A 19,482-nucleotide genomic window follows, 5' to 3' on the forward strand; every position below is an offset into this window, starting at 1 on the left:
GTCACGTTCCCTTCATTACGCTTGCGGCGTCCTGAACGGCACGCACGATCTTGTCATAGCCGGTGCAGCGGCAGAGGTTTCCGGCGAGGCCGAAGCGGATTTCCTCCTCGGTCGGATCGGGGTTCTTGTCCAGCAGGTCCTTCGCCGCAATCAGGAAGCCCGGCGTGCAGATGCCGCATTGCAGCGCCGCGTGTTCGAGGAACTTCTGCTGCAGCGGATGCAGCCTGTCGCCACGCGCCATGCCTTCGATGGTTTCGACGCGCCGGCCTTCAGCCTCCGCGCCGAGCACCAGGCACGAGCACACCAGCCGGTCGTCGAGGATGATGCTGCAGGCGCCGCAATCGCCGGTGCCGCAGCCTTCCTTGGCGCCCGTCAGCCCCAGGCGATCCCGCAGGACGTCGAGCAGCGTCTCGTCCGGCTGGCAAAGGTACTCGACGTTGTCCCCGTTGATTGTCGTTGAGACTGCAACTCCAGCCATCATTTGCCTCCTGCACGCGCATAGGCGGTCGTGGCGGCCCGCTTGGCCAGCACACCCGCAACCTTTCTCCTGAATTCGACGGTGCCCCGCTTGTCGTCGATGGGGCGGCAGGCCCCCGAGCAGACCTTGGCGAGCCTCTCCAGTGTCGCTTCGTCCAGCTTGGAGCCGATGAGAACCTCGGCTGCCTCCGCCACCAGAAGCACCGTCGGCGCCGCGGCGCCCACTGCCACGCGGGCCGCGTTGACGACACCTTGCTCATCGAGCGTCAGGTTTACGCCGGCGCTGACCACCGCGATATCCATCTCCGTGCGCGGAATGAAGCGCAGATAGGCATCGCCCGAGCGCGGCGGGCGCTTGTCGAGGAGGATCGCCTCGATGATCTCGCCCTTGGCAAGCGAGGTCTTGCCCGGCCCGGTCGGCACGGTCTCAACGGGAATGGTGCGCTTGCCTGCCGGCCCGGCAACCAATGCCTTGGCGCCGGCGGCCACCAGCGCCGGCACGCTGTCGGCCGCCGGCGAGGCGTTGCAGAGATTGCCGACGATGGTGCAGCGTCCTTGCACCTGCTTCGAGCCGATCAGCTTGGCCGCTTCGACGACGCCCGGCCATGCCTTCGTCAGCGCCGCGCTCTCTCCCAATACGGCGCAGGGGACCGTGGCACCGATGCTGAAACCGTCGGCCGTTTCCCTGATTTCACCCAGTCCGTCGATCGCCTTGATGTCGACGATCAGGTCGGGTTCGACAAAGCCGCCTTTCATCCTCACCAGGAGGTCGCTGCCTCCAGCGAGGATAGTGGCCGTGCCGGCCGACCCGGCCAGCAGGCCAACGGCATCGTCTATTGAATGAGGACGTATGTAACGCATCGTCTCCCCTTGATTATCGCAATTTCAGCGACCGTTATAAAGAGTCTCCTGATAATGGCCATCCGGTTCCTCATCTGCGGCGATAGGCCAGACGCCGCAAAATGCAGTCCCAAACAGCGCTCCGTGCCGCAGCCCAACACCGCCGCGCCTCAGCGCGGTGACGTTGTCGCGCTTACCGATCGCGCAAGAGGGGGCGTGAGATCACATTCTCGGACCGTCGGACAGCGCGGTGTCGGGCGCGGTTTCCCGGTCATATTTGATGACTGCCTTGGCGAATGCGGAAATGGCGACGGCAAGCGCCAGCAACCAGCGACGGTGGCAGACGCCGGGCTCGCTGGCCGAGAATTCGGCAAAGGTTTCTGCCCCCTTCATGGGAAGAAAAACGCACACGACATGGCTCCGTCACGGCTGATCCGCACATTGTTCCGAGGATGCCTGCGCGAAATTTCCCGCGCCCGTGCGCACTCAGAGATCGCCCTTCCTGACTTTGCCGTAAACGATGTTCCTGTTCGATCCATAATACACTTGGGCTTCGAAGGAACCCTTGCCGATTGCGGCATCGATGATGCCCCACATATCGTCAGCCGAACGCAGGATGAGTGGCCAATCCATGAAGGTCTCCATGTAGCCATCCGTCGTGATCTCATCGCTGAAATTGGCAAACAGGAACTCGCCTCCAGGCTTGACCAATTCCATCGCCCTCTGAAGCAGGCGGACGCCGATGGCACGCGGCAGGTAGTCGTATAGCCCCGATGCGTAGACGAGATCGAATGTACCAAGTGAGTAGGCGCGGCGAAGAATACCACGTACAGAGCCGTGGAGTGCCTCGACTGCAGTGCCGGCAAAGTCGTGGTTCACCGTGGTTACGCTGACGGGGTCTTGATCCAGGCCGACCCAACGCTGCAGTTCTTGCCTGGCGAGCGCCTCGGAGCATTCAGCTTCTCGTAGATGACCGCACGCAATTGCCAGCACCTCCGCTTTTTCCACCCTACGGGCCGTTTCGTCCACAGTTCTGGTTAGTATGTCCCGCCGCTCGCGTCCTGCCACCGAACTCGCCGCCTCACTGGTATAGGCGTAAATCTGTCGGCCAAGCGAGGTCGACGAAGCCACGAACTCTTCGGCAACGGGGTGCTTGTAGTAAATGTCCAGCAGGCTTGCATCGCCCGAATACCCGCGCGGCTTTTCGACCGACCAGCGCGTAAACGGATCTTGGACCAAGTATTCCGCCACGGGATGTTGCTGAGCCAAGGGGATGAGTTTCTGCCAGACCGCGGGAGCAACCTGCCTGCGAAGCTTATGGAGTCTCCCTGCCAGGCGATCGACGGTCAGGCCGGCCGGTTTGTGCCGCACGAAAGCTTGATTCGCGAGATCCAGCATGAGTGCGAGCTGGGCCGTGCTGTTCCGCAACTCGTCGGCATCGACAGCTTCGTCAGATGTCGTGGCATGCCTCTCATCAACTTAGTCGTTACGAGGCTGTATTCGTCGAGTTGCAATTCTGCGTTGAGCCGCATGCCGTATACCCTCCGGTCCACGGCGAACAACTATAGACGCGGTGCGGGATGATGCGAAAGATTTTCATAAAATTTCATGCAGTGGCGGGGGCTGCTGCGTTGACCCGACCCCGCTAAATCCGAACTATCCCTGTTTACTGGTGGTTAGCGATGTTCGGCCTTTTTTGCGGAAAGTGATGCCTTCATCCTGCGTCCGATAGGCGACCTCGGCTATTCCATTCGCTACCGGGGGTCGCAGGGGAGCGTCATAATGCAACTGACTGAGGAGGTGGCTCAGAGGGTGGTCGCAGCGCTCGCGCGCCCGCGGTGGCATTCGCCCGATCCGACACTTTTAGCAAGGGGGGCAAAAGCTGACTGAAATCGCGGACACGGATCCGCTCACGGGAATGAAAAATCGCCGGGCGATCATTCGAGAATTCTCGGAGATGCGCAACGAATGGGCCGCAGACGACGACGAAATAGGTCTCATCCTGATCGACGTGGACTACTTCAAGAGATTCAATGATGGGCTTGGTCATCAGGCCGGCGATGATTGTCTGATCAAACTTGCCCATGTCCTTTCCGAGACGGCAGCTTCGAACAACGCCATCGCGGCCCGTTATGGCGGCGAAGAGTTCGTTGTCCTGTGTAAGGTCACTGGGCGTGCTCATCTTAATGAGCTCGCGCAGCAGTTTTGTCGCGCTGTAGAGGATTTGCATATCCACCACCCTGATCGGGGCGACAAGCTAAACATGGTCACCATCAGCGCCGGCGCCTCGTTGACGCGCGCCGATCAGAGCATGGAACTTCGCATCCTGCTGCAGGAAGCTGATCGCGCCCTTTACACGTCCAAGTTTGCTGGTCGCGCAACGTCCACTATTTACGACCCGCACGCTACCGATCGAGACCGCTCCAGCGAAAATCTCTCAGAACTGTTGAAGCTCGCAGTTTCCAAGCAACTCGTTTCCGTCGCCTATCAGCCAATTTGCGACCTAGCGTCCGGACGAGTGTTGGGCCATGAGACGCTCATGCGCGTGTGCGACTTCGACGGCACCATGATCAGTCCATCCGTGTTCATACCCGTTGCTGAGCAAACTGGCGCGATAGTGGAACTGGGTACGTGGTTAATTGATCAAGCCTGCAGTGACATGGTGGAATATGGATTGGGCTCGGTCGTGACGGCGAACGTGTCCGTTCGTCAGCTCAAGGCTCCTAATTTTTCACTGCGGATCACTGAGATCCTCGGTCGGCACGGCCTTGCGCCACAGAAGCTTGCCATAGAGATCACCGAAGGAAGCGACGTCTTTTTGGAGGCGCAAGCCGTAAGAAACATGGAGCGGCTGCGAAACCTGGGCGTTCAGATCTGGCTGGATGACTTCGGAACGGGATTTGCGGGCCTTTCTTGGCTCCGCCGTTTCAAATTCGACGTCGTCAAGATCGATCGCAGTTTCCTCCACGATTGCCAGACCTCTCGTGGCCTAAGCCTGTTGCAGGACATGGTCGGGCTTCTGCGCAATCTCGACCATGCCGTGCTCGCCGAAGGCGTCGAAACTGAAGAGCAGCAGATATTGCTGCAGCGCTTGGGGGCACATTCGATGCAGGGCTTCCTCACCGGGCATCCCGTCCCGATCGAAGAGATAACCAAGTTAGGCCAGGCCTCGTCGCCTAGTGGGGATATCCGGAATCCAGCGTTGGTCATCGAGCCAACTCTCGGAAGGCGAGGAGTGTTCCCGATCAGGGTCGAATAGCCTTATCGGCCAGGCGTCATTCCGCCTTGCCGTCGCCCGCTTATCGGGAACATCGAGAGGCCTCACGAGTACTGCAGGGCTACACGAACCGCGGCGTGGAAGAGAGTCATCTCTGCTTCAGATCGATCATGCTGCCGCCTTATCCTCACGGAAAGCTGCAGCGTACTATGGCGTGCAAATCGGCGGCCTGCTTGGCGGACTCAGCCGGCCTTGACCGCCGATGCCGCGTCGTCGGTCTCAGCGGTCAGAGTTGTGGTGGCAGGGACGGCGACCAAGCCGTAGCGCCGGTGGCACAATCGGCTCTGCGCCACGGGATCGCCTCGTCGCCAGAGGAACGGACAGTCTCGTTGGTCTAGTTAGTCTTCAACTGGCCAACGCGGTTTTCGGCGATCCAGCGCGCGGCGAGCACCAGTGCGCCCATGCTGAAATCCTTGCCGTGGTTGGCCACCATTTCTTCCGACAGTTTGGCAAGTCGTTCGAAAAATTCATCCTTGCTGACATCCTCGGGGGTGGATTCGGTCTGCATTTCTTCCTCCTGTTTCCACGCGGCCCGCACCCGCTATTTGAACATCTGCGCGGGAAAAGTGACGATCGCGGCGGTGCCATCGACCGAACCTACCGCCAGGTGCCTTCCGTCGCCGGACCAGGCAAGCGCGGTGACGGCGTTGCCCAGAGGTCGGACGAGCAGTTCGTCGCGCGCGCCGATCTGGGAGATCGTGATCCGGCCATTGGCATAACCGGCCGCGACGAGTTTCTTTTCCGGATGCGCTGCCACCGTCTCGACCGGAACCAGCCCGGTGCGGCCCGTTTCCAGAGCGCCAGAGGCCTCGCCGTCAAGCGGCGGAGCGGTCATCGACCAGCCGGCGATCCGGTAAGCACCCGACGCGAACAGTGCATTCGCCGGCTGGCTCCAGCACACGGTCCGGACCGGCGATGGAAATCCCGCGACGATGCCGGCGCGGCGATCGGCCATGCCGACCAGGGCAAAGCCACCTGTCTCGAGCCCGCAGGCCAGCCATTCGCCGTCGCCGCGCCAGCGGATCGACACCGGGCGCGCCGAAAGGGAGACGTCGCGCATCGGGGCAGCGTCGCCGTCGACCACCCAGATTGACAGCCCATCATCGTGGCTGCAGGCGAGGCGGCGTCCGTCCGGCGAGAAGGCAATCACGTCCGTGGACGAAGTCGTAGCGTGTGGCAGTCTCACCGAATCGCCTCGGCCACGCGAAAGAAGGACATCCTGCCCGTTGCTGACGGCTGTCATGGCCGCCAGGGGGCTATGGTCGATGGCGGCGATCGGCCCGTCGATCTTGATCAGCGTCTCCGCTATGTCGCCGCTCGCGGCGAGATGCGCCGCTTCGCCGACAGCGGTCCCGACAAGAAAGCCGGACTGTAGATAGCTGGCGATTGGGACATTGCCGTCTCCCAAAGCAGCGGTGGCGATCAGTGGCGCCAATAACATCTCTCTTGGTCGGATCGACGTCTGTCCGAGATCATTGCTTACCCTGATCCGCGACTCCGGTGGCTCCTGGTCCGCGATCGCGGCTATGGCGACCGTTCCATCCACGCAGGCGAAGGCGACAGTCGAGCCATCGGCGCTGAAGCACAGATCGGCGATCGCCGAGGGGCGACGCCAGCTGCGCGCCAGCAGATCGAACAAGGTCAAGTTCTGCATCGCGTGCTGGTTCATGGTCATCCTCTTGTCAGTTTCCATCCGTCGCTGCGAGCGTACGATCGACGTCCTCGACGTCACCCTCCGCGGCGACGATGCGTTCCTCGCACGCCGCGCATGCGCTCCTGATCGCCTCGGCGCTCTCTTCCGCCTCATGCAAGTCCTGCACCAGTTGCGCGCTGGCGCCGTTCCTGCCGATCTCAAGCTCCAGGCGCAGCACATCCATCTCGATACCGGCGCGTTTCTGGTTAAGCCGCAGCGCCTCGGCAGTGAGCGCGGAGACATTGGCGACGAGTGCCAGCCGGCGGGCGAGCAGCGTGTCACGCCTGTCAGTTTGCCCCATCGGATCCTCCTGTCATTTTTCGCCCCCAGCCATCGGTCCGGGCGGTATCTCGAAAGCCGACAGCAATTTGGGCAGTGTGCCGGCCTGCGAATGGAACTGTTTTTCGGCCGTTTCGATGTGGCTCTTGAGTTGATCCCAGATGTCGACGCGGATCATCGATGTCGTATCGCCGGTGAGGCGCTCGATCTCGTCGACGCGGAACTGGCGCGACAGCGAAACGCCGGAAAACACGAAGTCGCGCAACAGGATCGCATGGTTTTCGATGAACAGATGGATCATCGGATGGGTTTCCGTGGTGACGCCACCAGCGGCAAGCTCGGCCCGGATGAAGTCCTGGAAATGGCACTGCAGGCGATATTGGCTCTCGCCCATGAAGCGCATGACAAAGACCAGGTCGCGGGGCATCAGCCTGACAAGATCGCCAGTAACACCATCGGCCTGGCTGGACATTGGCTCGGGCTGCCCCCGGCTGTCGTTGTCGTTCGCCACGGTCTCTCTCCAGTGCGAGGCCCTTCTGTGAGCCATCGCCTTCAAATAGTAGAGAAAGGAAAAGAATTGAATAGATGATATGTGCTTTTCAAATTTGCTGCGGATGCTAACTAAATATATTGCAATTGCGAATGTTCGTAAAATATTACATGCGACCTTTACAACTGTAAAAGAACGTTACAGTTGACCTCTGCTCCACCTGTCGAAAGAGCAGAGATTTTGTTTTTAGCGCCAGCCAGGAGCGTCATTCTCGAGTTGGCACGAAGCTTGCTTTGTACATTTCCATAAGAAGCCCATCGCGCTTTCGACGCGGTGCCAAAAGAACGAAGGAACGGAGGAAGCTGGGACCAGTCGCGTCCGCTTCGATACGCCCATCGCAAATGCGGTTGGCGCCGCGGATCTCTGCCAGACGCCTCTAAAACCTTTGCCGCGATCCACTTGAATGGCCGGACCATGAGTCGCGCCTGAACGCGCAACCCTTTGTCGTGCCGTTCGCACTCTCACTTGCGGCGCCGTGCGCCGCTTCATGCCGGGGTCAAGGGACCTGCGGCTCAAACCTGGTGGAGGCTTATGACCATGACGTCTCTGACGCTCAACAAGATTACCTCGCAACGCGGAATCTCCGTCGGCGAGGCGACCAAGAAGATCGCCGATCTCGGCTGGAATCCTTCCTACGTGCAGGAAGCGATGACGTTTCCGACCGACTACAAGATCAACAAGACGCCGCGCGACCCGATGAAGCAGGTCCTGCGGTCCTATTTCCCCATGCAGGAAGAGAAGGACAACCGCGTCTACGGTGCGCTGGATGCGGCATTGCGCGGCGACATGTTCCGTAATGTGGAACCGCGCTGGGTCGAGTGGATGAAGCTCTTCCTGGCCATCATTCCTTTCCCGGAGATCTCCGCCGCCCGCTCGATGGCGATGGTCGCCCGCATCGCGCCCGGCGAGGAACTCAGAACCGGCTTCACCATGCAGATGATCGACGAGTTCCGTCACTCGACGATCCAGATGAATTTGAAGAAATGGTACATGGAGAACTACATCGATCCGGCCGGTTTCGACATCACCGAGGAAGCCTTCGGAAAATGCTACGCCACGACCATCGGCCGGCAGTTCGCGGAAGGCTTCATCACCGGCGACACGATGACCGCCGCCTGCATGTACCTGACCGTGGTCGCCGAGACCGCCTTCACCAACACGCTGTTCGTCGCCATGCCGTCGGAAGCCGCCCGCAATGGCGACTATGCGCTGCCGACCGTCTTCCTGTCAGTGCAGTCCGATGAGAGCCGGCATATCGGCAATGGCCATTCGCTGCTGATGGCGGCGCTCAAGGAGCCGGAAAACCACCTGCTGCTCGAGCGCGACCTGCGTTACGCTTTCTGGCAGAACCACGCGATCGTCGATGCGGCCATCGGGACCTTCATCGAATACGGCACCACCAACCGCGACAAGAACAAGGAGTCCTACGCGGAAATGTGGCACCGCTGGATCTATGAGGATTACTACCGCACCTACATGCTGCCGCTCGAGAAATACGGCATCAAGGTCCATCACGACGACGTCCAGGCAGCCTGGGAACGCATCACCAAGAAGAATTACGTCCACAAGGTCGGGCAGTTCTTCGCGGTCGGCTGGCCGGTCAACTTCTGGCGCATCGAAGCCCAGACCGACAAGGACTTCGAGTGGTTCGAGCACAAATATCCGGGCTGGTACGCCGAATTCGGCGACTTCTGGAAATGGTACGCCAAGCTTAGCCACAAGGGCGAGAAGGTGCTGCTGTTCAACAGCGACGTCGGTTACGTCTATCCGCACCGGTGCTGGTCCTGCCTCGTTCCCTGCCTGATCCGCGAGGATATGGTTGTCGGCGAGATTGACGGCCAGTTGCACACCTTCGCCCACGAACTCGACAAGTGGACTGCCACCGTGGCGTTCGCCGACGAGTATCAGGGCCGTCCGACGCCCGCGATGGGCCGCTTCAGCGGCAAGCGCGAGTGGGAGACGCTCTATGACGGCTGGGATCTGGCCGATGCGATCAAGGACCTGAACTTCGTGCGCTCCGACGGCAAGACGCTCGTCCCGCAGCCGCATATGCGCTTCGACGACAAGGAGATGTGGACGCTGGACGACGTGCGCGGCAACAAGCTCGGGTCGCCGCTCAACGCGCTGCGTGCCATGTCGCCCGCGGACCGTGAGAAGCACCTGGCGGAATACCGGGCCGGCTTCACGATCAATCCCTGCAACTGATCAGGCCAAAGGGGGGCGGGTTCGTCCCGCCTCTTCCTTTCACTGGAGGTCCGTATGTCGGAAACCCACACGGTCAGGCTCAGCCCGGTCGGCGTCGAATTCGATGTCGAAAATGGCGAAACGGTGCTCAACGCCGCGTTCCGCCAGGGCATCGCGCTGCCGCACGGTTGCAAGGAAGGGCAATGCTCCGCCTGCAAAAGCGTGTTGCTCGAAGGCGAAGTCGACATGCTCAAATACTCGACCTTCGCACTGAACGACATGGAGAAGGAGAGCGGCCACGTCCTTTTGTGCCGCTGCGTCGCCTACTCCGATCTGGAAGTCGAGCTTCTCAACTACGACGAGGAGATTTTGGCGAAAGCGATCGCCGTGAAGACGTTCAAGGGCCGGATTGCTCGGATCGAGCACCTGACCCACGACATTCGCGGCATCGAGATCGAACTCGGCTCGCCGATAAAGTTCTGGGCGGGGCAATATGTCGACATCACGGTTACCACGCAAAAAGGGGAGACGATTACGCGCTCGTTCTCCATGGCAAATACGCCGGACCAAACCCAAAAACTCTCCTTCATCATCAAAAAATACCCTGAGGGAAAGTTCTCCGGAGAACTCGATTCCGGAGGAATCAAGGTCGGAGCAGAGGTCACCGTCGTCGGACCCTACGGAACCTGTTTCCGCCGGGACGAACGGCAAGGACCCCTGATCCTGGTCGGGGCCGGATCGGGCATGTCACCGATCTGGTCGATCCTCAACGACCATCTGAAGAGCGGCGAGAAACGTCCGGTCTATTTCTTCTACGGTGCCCGCACCCGCAACGACCTGTTCTATCTCGACAGAATCGCCGAGCTGGTCGGTCAGCATTCGGAAGTCACATTCATTCCGGTGCTGTCGCACGCGACCGATGACGCCGAATGGGAAGGCGAGCGCGGCTTCGTACACCAGAGTGTCGACGCCAAGCTCAAGCAACTGGCGGTCGACGGGCAGGGCGATGTCCATGCCTGCGGCCCGCCGCCGATGATCGATGCGCTTCAGCCGGTTCTGTTCATGAACGGGTTCGAGACGGAGCGGATCTTCTTCGACAAGTTCACCACATCGGCAGGTGCAACGCCGGCCCACTGAGGGGCTGCCACGCAACTGTAACCACAACTGCAACAAGGGAGTGAAGACTATGCCAGCTACCTCGAGTTCAGTCGGATCCGGAGCCGCCGGCGCGGCGATCTTTGCCGACTCCGACAGCCGGAAGTACCGGTATTTCGACCCGAAGGGCCAGCGTGCCACCCACTACGAAGACATGACGGTCGACGTGCAGCCCGATCCCGAGCGTTACCTGATCCAGGACTGGATCATATCCTTCGCCGACGGCAAGGGCGCCTATGTCAAGCAGAACACCGCCGCGCAGAGCTCCAACTGGCATGCCTTCCGCGCCCCCGATCAGGAATGGGAGCGCACGCACTACCAGCGCCAGTCGAAGATCGAGACGATGGTGCAGAGCGTCATCAACAATGCCCGCAAGTCCGGTGCACCGAAGACCTTCGACAAGGCGTGGGTCAAGATCCTGCAGACGCAGCTCGGCGCCTGGAAACACGCCGAATTCGGCATCGGCACCTCGCTGATGCAGGCGCAGCGCTACGGCTACACCCAGATGATCAACAACGCTACGCTGACCAACTCGTCCTACAAGCTGCGGCTTGCGCAGGACATCACGCTCTACCTTGCCGAGATCGGCATGGACCTTCCCGGCTGGGATGACGAACTCGGCAAGAAGACCTGGCTCGAGGACAAGAACTGGCAAGGCACGCGCGAAGCGGTCGAAACCATCATGGGCGCGACCGACTATCTCGAGCAGTATTTCGCCATCAACATCGTCTTCGAGCCGCTGGTCGGCGAAGCCTTCCGCTCAGGCTTCCTGATGCAGATCGCGGCCGCCAACCATGACTTCATCACGCCTGCGGTGATCTCGGCAGCCGAGGCCGATTACGAGCGCAACCTCGCCAACACGATCGACCTCATGCACTTGCTCGCCAACGACGAGAAACACGGCGCGGCGAACAAGAAGCTCTTCCAGGGCTGGGTCAAGAAACACGGCGCGCTCGCCGACAAGGCGGCCGTCGGCCTGCAGCCGATCTGGTCGATGCCGCATTCCAAGCCAGTCGCGTTCGCGGACGTTCGCGCCAAATCCGAGGAACGGATTGGCCAGATCCTCGGCGAACTCGGCCTCAAGCGCTGACACAGGGAGAAATGTCATGTCACTAGCAGCACGCGACGCAACGCATTCCAACATCTTCAAGGAGATGAAGGACATCACCTTCGAACAGACGATTTCGCATCAGTGCGGCGTCACCATGAACAACTCGGTCGAGGCCAGGGCTATCGCCGAATTTATGGGAAAGAAGCCGGGAGTGACCATCACCTACCAGCCGGCGCTGATCCGTATCGACGGCGATGGCAAGCTGATCTTCAAGATGGACGCGATCGGTGAATATCTCGGCCGCGAGATTTCAGCCGAGACCTTCGAGGTCAACACCTCCACCCACTACGGCCGCATGGTTCGCGTCGACGACAACACCGTGATCCTGTTCGGCAACATGGACGAGATGTTCGAATACATCGAATAGCCGCCAAAAAATCGGGCGCGCCGCCTGGTTGCGGCGCGCCGAACCGATCAACGCCCATCTCGCGGAGGGAAAAATGTTTAGGACACCGGAAGGCAAGGATATCTTCGTGGTCGACGGCCACACCCATTTCTGGGACGGCAGCCCGGACAACCAGAAAAATGTCCACGGCAAGCAGTTCATCGATTGTTTCTACGCCTATCACACCGGGCTGAGCCCCAAGGATCAGCTTTGGGAGAAGAGCAAGTTCGAGAAGTACAGCGCCGACGATCTCTATCGCGACCTTTTCATCGACGGTCCCGACGACGTGGCGATCGTCCAGTCGACCTATCTCAAGGATTTCTACAAGAACGGCTTCAACACGATCGAGCGCAACGCCGAGGTGGCCAAGCGCTATCCGGAGCGTTTCATCGTCAACGGCGCCTTTGACCCGCGTGACGGTGAGAAGGCACTCGAGTACATCCACTTCCTCAAGGAGACCTATGACGTCAAGGGCGTGAAGATGTACACGGCCGAATGGAACGGCGCCTCCAAGGGCTGGAAGCTCACCGATCCCGATGCCTACAAATGCTTCGAACTTTGCGACAAGCTCGGCATCAAGAACATCCACGTCCACAAGGGTCCGACGATCATCCCGCTCAGCAAGGACGCCTTCGACGTGCATGACGTCGACTATGCGGCGACGGATTTCCAGGGCCTCAACTGGATCATCGAGCATTGCGGCCTGCCGCGTCTCGACGATTTCTGCTGGATCGCGACGCAGGAAACCAACGTTTATGGCGGGCTGGCCGTGGCGCTGCCCTTCATCCATTCCCGCCCGCGCTATTTCGGCGAGGTCATCGCCGAGCTGCTGTTCTGGATCGGGCCGGAGAAAATCCTGTTCGGTTCCGACTATGCGATCTGGACGCCGCGCTGGCTGGTCGAGAAATTCTGGGCCTATCAGATCCCGGAGGACATCGCCGCTGAACGGGGCGTGCAGCTGACCGACGAGATCAAGGAGAAGATCCTCGGCCTCAATGCCGCGCGCCTCTACAACATCGACATCGAAGCCAAGAAGAAGGCGCTCGCCGGCTCGCCCTTCAGCATCGCGGCGGAGTAGGGGCCATGGCAACCGCCAGCGTTTCCGGCAACCGCGAGAACGAACTCTGGCGGTGCCTTGGTGCGGTCAATGACCCGGAGCTCGACGAACCGATTACCGAGATGGGCTTCGTCGAGCGGGCTGCGATGACGGGCGATGGCAGCGTGGAGATAGACTTCCGCCTGCCGACCTACTGGTGCTCGCCCAACTTCGCGTTCCTGATGCTGGACGGCGTCCGCAAGGCGCTCGACCAGCTCTCCTGGGCGCCGGCCTATCGCGTCAGGCTGCACGACCACATGTTCGCGGAAGAGGTCAATCGCGGCATGGAAGCCGGCAAGACATTCGGCGATATTTTTGCTGAACTTGCCGAGGATCAGGATCTCGGCGCTTTGCGCGAAACCTTCAGGATGAAGGCATTCAAGCGGCGCCAGGAGGCAGTCCTGCGCGGGCTGCGGCAGCACGGTCTGACGGACCGGGAAATCCTCGGCATGGACCTGCCGGCATACGACGTCGCGCGGTTCGAGCCGGGCGAAGCGACCAAACAGAAGCCGAGATACAGGGCGGCTCTGCTTGAGCGTTTTCCCGATCGCCGGGCGGATGATCCTGTCTTCGTGACATGGGAAGGGCAACACATACCGCCTGGCGCACTCGGTGCCCATCTCGCCGAACTGCGCGGTGTGCGCGTCAATATGGAGTTCAACGGCGCGCTTTGCCGTGGGCTCAAGCAGACCAGATACAAGGAACTGGATGTGGTCGAGGGCGAACCGACGCTGGTCGATTTCATCATGGACCGCGTGCCGGCACGAGCCGCGACGACCGCCTGAAGCAGATCTGAAAGCAACGGCCTCCCTCGCACGAGGCCCCTAACCAACAACCCGCCCGTAAGGCGGAAGGAGGAATCATGCCCAAAATAATGCTTCACAATTCCGAGGCCCGCCGTGCTCTCGCCCGCGGCGTCTTTCGCCTGGCCGCTGCCGTCGAGCCGACGCTCGGCCCCAAAGGCATGAACGCCATGATCGACCGGCCGATCGGCACGCCGATGGTGACTCGCGACGGTGTCAGCATCGCCTCGGAGATCGAGTTGCACGACCGTTTCGAAAACATGGGCGCGCAAGTGGTCCGCGAGGTGTCGATGCAGACCAACGAGGTCGCCGGCGACGGTACAACGACTGCCATCGTGCTCGCCAACGCGCTCATCCAGGGTGGTGTGGAGGCGAATGAACGCGGCGTGAAATCCGTCGATCTGTGCAAGGGCATCGACCTTGCCGTGGCGACGGTGGTGGCGGCGCTCAAGGCTTCGGCCAAGCCCGCAAAAGGCAACGGCATCCTGGCTTCGGTCGCCAATATTGCCGCGACCGACACGAAGCTTGGCGCGCTGGTGGCGGAGGCCCATCAGCGCGTGGGAGCCGAAGGTGTCATCACCACGGACTTCAGCGTCACCACCGAGACCACGCTCGATGTGGTTGAGGGCATGTCCTTCGAACGCGGCTATCTCTCTCATCACATGGTGACCGATCAGGAGAAGATGGAGGCGGTTCTCGAACGGCCCTACATCCTGATGACCGATCTCAAGATCAAGGAGCCCGAGGCGCTGGATGCGGTTCGCCGCATTGCCGACCAGGATGGTCGACCGTTGCTTATCGTGTCCGAGGAAATGTCGCCGGAAGTTGTGGTGACCCTGCTCGGCAAGCAGGGACCTGGAAAATACCTCGTCGTCCACCCGCCGGAGTATGGCCATTGGCGCAAGGCGATGATGGAGGATCTGGCAATCATCACCGGCGGCAAGGTGATCGCGCGCGACCTCGGCGGCCGGCTGGAGGACATCACAGCCGACGACCTCGGAACAGCCGACCGGGTGAAGACCAGTTCGTCCTACACCTCGATCATCCGCGGCGGCGGCGATCATGCGGCAATCGCATCGCGCCGCGCCCAGGTGCAGCGGCAGTATGAAGCTTCGCCGCCGAACATCGACCAGGACAAACTGCGCGAACGCCTTGCCAAGCTCTCCGGCGGGACGGCGATCCTTTATGCCGGCGGTGTCACGCCCGTCGAGCAGAAGCGAACCATTCAGCTCATCGAGGATTCGCTGAATGCCGTGCGCGCCGCATCCGAAGAGGGCGTTGTCGCCGGCGGCGGCTCGGCGCTTGCCCAGATCGCGCCGCTGCTCGACAAGGTGGCGACCGGCGTCGACGGCGATGTCGCCGAAGGCGTGCGCCTGGTGCGGTCGGTGCTGTCGCGGCCGCTCTGGCGCATAGCCGCCAATGCCGGCGCCGATCCCGAGGCAGTCGTGGCGGAAGTTACGCGCATCAACGGCGGCTACGGCTACAACGCGTCTGCCGGCAGCTACCAGAACATGTTCGAGGCAGGGATCATCGATCCGGTCCGCGTCACCTACACAGCACTCGCCAACGCAGCTTCGGTGGCGACGCTGATCCTGACCACCGAAACACTGATTGGCCATCTCGCCGAGGACGAAGATCCGACGGCCGGACCGGCCCGCGGCGGCGGCTCTGAAAAGCTCGGCCGCGCCTAAGCAATCCGAACAATCTCGACGTTGAAAGGATACGACGATGAAAGCTGCGAGACTGTACGAATACGATCCGCATATGAACGTCCAACTCAGGATCGAGGAGGTCAAGGCACCGACGATCACCGCCCCCGACGAGGTGATCGTGCGGGTCGGTGCCGCCGGCCTCTGCCGCACCGACCTGCACATCATCGAAGGCGTATGGAAGCCGACCATGGACCCCGAAGGCACGCTGTTGCCTTACATCATGGGCCATGAAAATGCCGGCTGGGTCGAGGAGGTCGGCAGCGGCGTCAGGTCGGTCAAGCGCGGCGACGCCGTGATCTGCCATCCCTTCCGTTCCTGCGGCATCTGCCTCAACTGCCGACACGGCGAGGACATGTACTGCGACAACGGCCAGTTTCCCGGCCTTGGCATGAATGGCGGCTTCGCCGAGTACTTCATCACCAGCGAACGTTCGCTGATCAAGCTGAACGCCAACATCACGCCGATCGAAGTGGCGCCGCTGGCCGACGCCGGCATCACCGCCTACCGCGCCGCCAAGCGGGCGGCCAAGCTGCTAAGGCCAGGGAGTTACTGCGTCCTGCTCGGCATCGGCGGGCTTGGCCATATCGCGCTGCAATCGCTGCACGCGATCTCGGGCTGCCGCATCATCGCCGTCGATCGCGAACCGGCGGCGCGTGTGCTGGCCAAGGATCTGGGCGCCGACTTCGTCCTCGATGGCGGGCCGAATGTCGTCGAGGAGGTCAGCCAGATCACCGGCGGCGGCGCCCATGTGGTCATCGATTTCGTCGGCGAACTCGGCGTCGAGAACATCTGCTGGAAGATGGTGCGCAAGGGTGGGCAACTGTTCGTCGTCGGCTATGGCGGCGCGGTCAACGTGCCAACCGCGCACCTTGTCATCGAGGAGATCAACATCGGCGGCAGCCTGGTCGGCAACTTCACCGAGTTGGTCGAGCTGATGGAACTCAACGCCGACGGCAAGGTGAAGATGCACTACACCGAATACAACCTCGCCAGCATCAACACCGCGCTCGACGATTTCAAGAACCGGCGGTTCACCGGGCGCGGCGTCATCGTGCCCTGAAGGCCTTTGGACGTGGCGCGGAACGGGTGCCGCGTCATGACTGATGCCATGGCGTTTTCCATATCGGGACGTAAGCGAAGCGCGATCCTGAAATGAGATTTTTGCTTCGCGAAAAATGGGAGGACAGTATGGATCTTGTTACAGGGTTGGCCGTCGTTATCGGCATTATGGGTGGTATCGCGACGTGGGCGGCGATCACGATCGGCAACCCCTATCTACTGATCTGGGCGGTGTTTGTCGGCTGGGGGAGTTTCTATCACTGTGGCGGCAAGGAAGCCGGGTTCAAGAATTCGGCGGTTGCAAATCTCTGGGGAGCGATCTGCGCTGCCGGCGCATTGATAACCCTGACATCTATTGGTGTGACGGCGATCATGGCCGGCATTTGCGTCGGCATTTCAATCATCGTTCTGATTCTCGCCGCCAAGCTGCCATTGCTCAGCGCCATTCCGTCAGCGGTCTATGGTTACGCAACGACCGCCGCGCTTTTTCTGCTTGGTGCCGCCGCTTATGGCGAAGGTGCTGGCGGCATCACCAAGGTCGCGGCCGCTGTGGTGATCTCGCTGATCATCGGCAACATCCTCGGCTATGTCTCAGAGAAAGTGACCGGTGCTGTCGTGAAGGGCTGATCATACCCCGCGATAGCCCCAGTCGATTGACTTTCCCCAACCTCGTGGCGCGAATGCCGCGAGGTTCTTTTGTGCCCGCGACAGGTTCTGGTCCTAGATTAGACGAACCCGCGGCGGATGCCGTGCTGGTCGAGCTTGCGATAGAGCGTCGGCCGCGAGATGCCGAGCCGTCGCGCGACACGGCTGAGGTTGCCGCCCTCTGCTTCCAGTGCGTTCTTCATTGCTTGGCGTTCCGCCTCGGCGAGTGTGCCCTCGAGCTCTTCGACTGAGGTGGCCGACTGCGAGCCCGGCCCAGAACCCGAGGTCTTGATTTCCTCGGGAAGGTCATGAAGGCCGATGTCGCGACCACGCGCCAGGACATGCAGTCTCCCGACGAGGTTCTTCAACTCGCGCACATTGCCCGGCCAACGATAGGCGAGCAGTGCATCCATGGCTTCATGCGAGAATTCCAGCGGCTCCTCGCCTGATTCAGCGGCGATCTTCCTGTTGAAATGTTCGGTCAGCAGCAGCACGTCGTCGCCGCGTTCGCGCAGCGGCGGCACGGTGATCGAGACCGCGCCAATGCGATAGTAGAGATCGCGGCGGAAGCGGCCCGCGGCAACTTCCTGTTTGAGGTCGCGATTGGTCGAGGCGACCAGGCGCACGTCCACCGGGCGGCCCCGGCTGTCGCCAATGCGGTGGATCACGCGCTCTTCCAGAACACGCAATAGAAATGGCTGGATCTCGAGTGGTAACTCACCGATCTCGTCGAGACTGAGCACGCCCCCGTTGGCGAGTTCGAAAACGCCCGGCTTGCCTTCACGCGAGGCGCCGGTAAAGGCGCCGGCGACATGGCCGAACAATTCGCTGCCGAACAGGTCCCTGGTGATCGCCCCGCAATTCATCGCGATGAACGGATCGGTCGCCGTGCGTCGGCTGCCGGCATGCACGAGCCGCGCAAACAGCTCTTTCCCGACGCCTGTTTCACCTTCGACCAACAGCGACGCAGCGCTGCTCGATCGGGCGACGCGGCATGCGACGTCGATGGCGGCCTGCAGTGTTTCACTTTCGCCGACGATCATGGCGACAGCATCCTGAAGATGCTTGTTCACCTCCCGGTGGACCACCGCCACGCTGGAGACTGCCGGAACCGAGGGGAACACCAGCGCCGCGCCGCGGAGGTCGCCGTCCAACTTCAGCGGCGTTATGTGGCAGGATCGCAGATGGGCCGGTAGTGCCCTGGCAAGGTCAGCGTCGGAGCCGGACGACGGAAGGTTCATCAGCCAGCGGCCCCGGCCAGGCTCCATCGGGCCGTCCATCATTTCGGCTTTCTCGCCGTCAGGCACGTTGTTGCAGAAGATCGCGCGGCCCCGATGGTCGACGATCACCAGCCCGTCTTTTCGGCGGTAGCTGGGAGCCGAGGAAATGAAGGCTTCGAGCAGACGCGTGCGCTGTTCCTGCTGCTGTTCGGCAAGCGCCTTTTCAATCTGCCGGGCCGTGGCAGCGACCAGGGCAGTGTTATGCGGCCGGAAGATCGGCGAATAGCCTGACAGGTCGACGACGCCGATGATCTTGCCGTCGAGCGGGTCGCGGATCGGCGCGCCGGCGCAGGTCCAGGATTTGATGCCGGCGCAGAAATGCTCGGCCGCGTGGACGAAAGTGGGCTCACCCGTCCACAGCGCCGTTCCGATGCCGTTGGTTCCGACGGCATCCTCGTTCCACTTGCCGCCGATGGCGAGGTGGATATCCATGCCGTCATGCAGCGTCTTCTTGTCACCGATGGCGTCGATCAGCACGCCGTCGCTGTCGGCCAGAACCAGCATCGCGCCTGTCCCGTCCAGCAACTGGCCAAGGGAGGCGAACGATCGCCGCGCCGCCGAAAGCAGTTCTGCATTGGCCCGGGTCAGATATTCGATCTCGTCGCGACTACTGCTCAGCGGCGCTTCAATCCCTTGAGCGTTGATGCCGCCGGTGGCGCTGCGATACCAGGAATCGTGAATGAGGGAGCGGACGTGGCTCGGGTGGACTGGATCGCGGGCACATTTGGGATCGTCGGCCAGAAAACTTTCCCAGGCGCGCATGGTGGCACGCTCGTCATAGTCGATGTTGCCCAGAACCATTTGCCCCGCGGCCAGCGACGCACGCGCCGGAAGAGCATTGATCTTCGTCCGATTGGGGCCTAACTCGCGTTTCATTCAGTCATCACAGACCTTTTGGGCCATGCCATTTCTGTTTGCAGTCGCGTCGTATGCTGC

General features: G+C 61.3%; 19 protein-coding genes. 10 read left to right on the forward strand and 9 right to left on the reverse strand.

Annotation, left to right across the window (positions count from 1 at the left end; translation table 11 throughout):
• Nucleotide 1: 1 nt before the first annotated feature.
• From AC1RUK_RS05145 to AC1RUK_RS05160, 4 genes are all read right to left on the reverse strand, one after another.
• The gene (locus AC1RUK_RS05145; protein WP_481839573.1) at nucleotides 2-478 is read right to left on the reverse strand and encodes a (2Fe-2S)-binding protein; all 477 of its coding nucleotides are present in this window, start codon (nucleotides 476-478) and stop codon (nucleotides 2-4) included.
• Nucleotides 478-1,338: an FAD binding domain-containing protein gene (locus AC1RUK_RS05150; protein ID WP_481836515.1), complete on the reverse strand. Its 861-nt coding sequence runs from the start codon at nucleotides 1,336-1,338 to the stop codon at nucleotides 478-480. Before AC1RUK_RS05150 ends, AC1RUK_RS05145 begins: the two co-directional genes overlap by 1 nt.
• Before the next feature lie 201 nt (nucleotides 1,339-1,539).
• Nucleotides 1,540-1,728 (reverse strand): hypothetical protein, encoded by a 189-nt coding sequence (locus AC1RUK_RS05155; protein ID WP_481836514.1) that lies wholly within the window; start codon nucleotides 1,726-1,728, stop codon nucleotides 1,540-1,542.
• A gap of 75 nt (nucleotides 1,729-1,803) precedes the next feature.
• Nucleotides 1,804-2,715, reverse strand: coding sequence for a class I SAM-dependent methyltransferase (locus AC1RUK_RS05160; protein WP_481836513.1), 912 nt, complete (start codon nucleotides 2,713-2,715; stop codon nucleotides 1,804-1,806).
• 520 nt (nucleotides 2,716-3,235) lie between these two features.
• Here AC1RUK_RS05160 and AC1RUK_RS05165 point away from each other — a divergent pair.
• Entirely contained in the window at nucleotides 3,236-4,576 is a 1,341-nt protein-coding gene (locus AC1RUK_RS05165) for a putative bifunctional diguanylate cyclase/phosphodiesterase (RefSeq protein ID WP_481836512.1), read from the forward strand.
• Nucleotides 4,577-4,928: 352 nt separating this feature from the next.
• Here AC1RUK_RS05165 and AC1RUK_RS05170 read toward each other — a convergent pair whose 3' ends face one another.
• From AC1RUK_RS05170 to AC1RUK_RS05185, 4 genes are read right to left on the reverse strand one after another with little or no spacing between them, the layout of a single operon-like run.
• The gene (locus AC1RUK_RS05170; protein ID WP_481836511.1) at nucleotides 4,929-5,102 is read right to left on the reverse strand and encodes a hypothetical protein; all 174 of its coding nucleotides are present in this window, start codon (nucleotides 5,100-5,102) and stop codon (nucleotides 4,929-4,931) included.
• A 33-nt stretch (nucleotides 5,103-5,135) separates the two neighbouring features.
• Nucleotides 5,136-6,263: a WD40 repeat domain-containing protein gene (locus AC1RUK_RS05175; protein ID WP_481836510.1), complete on the reverse strand. Its 1,128-nt coding sequence runs from the start codon at nucleotides 6,261-6,263 to the stop codon at nucleotides 5,136-5,138.
• 13 nt (nucleotides 6,264-6,276) lie between these two features.
• Entirely contained in the window at nucleotides 6,277-6,588 is a 312-nt protein-coding gene (locus AC1RUK_RS05180; protein ID WP_481836509.1) for a hypothetical protein, read from the reverse strand.
• A gap of 12 nt (nucleotides 6,589-6,600) precedes the next feature.
• Nucleotides 6,601-7,077, reverse strand: a complete 477-nt coding sequence (locus tag AC1RUK_RS05185) for a hypothetical protein (protein ID WP_481836508.1) — start codon at nucleotides 7,075-7,077, stop codon at nucleotides 6,601-6,603.
• 570 nt (nucleotides 7,078-7,647) lie between these two features.
• On the opposite strand from AC1RUK_RS05185, the gene AC1RUK_RS05190 reads away from it, so the two are divergent.
• From AC1RUK_RS05190 to AC1RUK_RS05230, 9 genes are all read left to right on the forward strand, one after another.
• A complete protein-coding gene (locus AC1RUK_RS05190) occupies nucleotides 7,648-9,321 on the forward strand; it encodes an aromatic/alkene/methane monooxygenase hydroxylase/oxygenase subunit alpha (RefSeq protein WP_376703428.1) in 1,674 nt (557 codons plus the stop codon).
• A 54-nt stretch (nucleotides 9,322-9,375) separates the two neighbouring features.
• Nucleotides 9,376-10,437, forward strand: a complete 1,062-nt coding sequence (locus AC1RUK_RS05195) for an NADH:ubiquinone reductase (Na(+)-transporting) subunit F (RefSeq protein ID WP_481836507.1) — start codon at nucleotides 9,376-9,378, stop codon at nucleotides 10,435-10,437.
• A 49-nt stretch (nucleotides 10,438-10,486) separates the two neighbouring features.
• Nucleotides 10,487-11,545, forward strand: a complete 1,059-nt coding sequence (locus tag AC1RUK_RS05200) for an aromatic/alkene monooxygenase hydroxylase subunit beta (protein ID WP_481836506.1) — start codon at nucleotides 10,487-10,489, stop codon at nucleotides 11,543-11,545.
• 16 nt (nucleotides 11,546-11,561) lie between these two features.
• On the forward strand, nucleotides 11,562-11,933 hold the full coding sequence (locus tag AC1RUK_RS05205) for an MmoB/DmpM family protein (protein ID WP_481840196.1): 372 nt from the start codon (nucleotides 11,562-11,564) through the stop codon (nucleotides 11,931-11,933).
• A 73-nt stretch (nucleotides 11,934-12,006) separates the two neighbouring features.
• The gene (locus AC1RUK_RS05210; RefSeq protein WP_481836505.1) at nucleotides 12,007-13,029 is read left to right on the forward strand and encodes an amidohydrolase family protein; all 1,023 of its coding nucleotides are present in this window, start codon (nucleotides 12,007-12,009) and stop codon (nucleotides 13,027-13,029) included.
• A 5-nt stretch (nucleotides 13,030-13,034) separates the two neighbouring features.
• Nucleotides 13,035-13,832 carry an iron-sulfur cluster assembly protein gene (locus AC1RUK_RS05215; RefSeq protein ID WP_481836504.1) on the forward strand — a complete coding sequence of 266 codons (798 nt, stop codon included), beginning with the start codon at nucleotides 13,035-13,037 and terminating at the stop codon, nucleotides 13,830-13,832.
• A 77-nt stretch (nucleotides 13,833-13,909) separates the two neighbouring features.
• On the forward strand, nucleotides 13,910-15,541 hold the full coding sequence (gene groEL / locus AC1RUK_RS05220) for a molecular chaperone GroEL (protein ID WP_481836503.1): 1,632 nt from the start codon (nucleotides 13,910-13,912) through the stop codon (nucleotides 15,539-15,541).
• 37 nt (nucleotides 15,542-15,578) lie between these two features.
• Complete coding sequence (locus tag AC1RUK_RS05225; protein WP_481836502.1) at nucleotides 15,579-16,622, forward strand: NAD(P)-dependent alcohol dehydrogenase; 1,044 nt, start codon at nucleotides 15,579-15,581, stop codon at nucleotides 16,620-16,622.
• A gap of 101 nt (nucleotides 16,623-16,723) precedes the next feature.
• The gene (locus AC1RUK_RS05230) at nucleotides 16,724-17,248 is read left to right on the forward strand and encodes a DUF1097 domain-containing protein (RefSeq protein WP_481840197.1); all 525 of its coding nucleotides are present in this window, start codon (nucleotides 16,724-16,726) and stop codon (nucleotides 17,246-17,248) included.
• A 98-nt stretch (nucleotides 17,249-17,346) separates the two neighbouring features.
• On the opposite strand, the gene AC1RUK_RS05235 is transcribed toward AC1RUK_RS05230, so the two are convergent.
• Entirely contained in the window at nucleotides 17,347-19,422 is a 2,076-nt protein-coding gene (locus tag AC1RUK_RS05235; protein ID WP_481836500.1) for a sigma-54-dependent Fis family transcriptional regulator, read from the reverse strand.
• Nucleotides 19,423-19,482: the final 60 nt, after the last annotated feature.

Source organism: Mesorhizobium monacense, assembly GCF_056781675.1.